At 47.8% G+C, this 521-nt stretch carries 1 rRNA gene; it reads right to left on the bottom strand.

What is annotated here, in order from left to right:
• Positions 1–521 (bottom strand): 23S ribosomal RNA (locus PVK63_RS19920); the annotation flags it as partial.

Below are 521 nucleotides of genomic sequence, written 5' to 3'. Positions count from 1 at the left end.
GGTGCTCCTACTGCTTGTACGTACACGGTTTCAGGTTCTATTTCACTCCCCTCACAGGGGTTCTTTTCGCCTTTCCCTCACGGTACTGGTTCACTATCGGTCAGTCAGTAGTATTTAGCCTTGGAGGATGGTCCCCCCATATTCAGACAGGATATCACGTGTCCCGCCTTACTCGTTTTCACTGATGATGAGATGTCGGTTACGGGGCTATCACCCTGTATCGCGCCACTTTCCAGAGGCTTCACCTGTCTCATTAAAAGCTTAAGGGCTAACCCAATTTCGCTCGCCGCTACTTTCGGGATCTCGGTTGATTTCTCTTCCTCGGGGTACTTAGATGTTTCAGTTCTCCCGGTTTGCCTCACTACACTATGTATTCATGTAGTGATACTAGCTTATGCTAGTGGGTTTCCCCATTCAGAAATCGTAGACTCAAATGGTTTTTACTACCTAATCTACGCTTATCGCAAGTTAATACGTCTTTCATCGCCTCTGACTGCCAAGGCATCCACCGTGTACGCTTA

The organism is Aliivibrio sp. S2TY2 (assembly GCF_028765525.1).
Classification (GTDB): Bacteria; Pseudomonadota; Gammaproteobacteria; order Enterobacterales; family Vibrionaceae; genus Aliivibrio; species Aliivibrio finisterrensis_A.
This window is presented reverse-complemented; position numbering and strand designations above follow the sequence as displayed.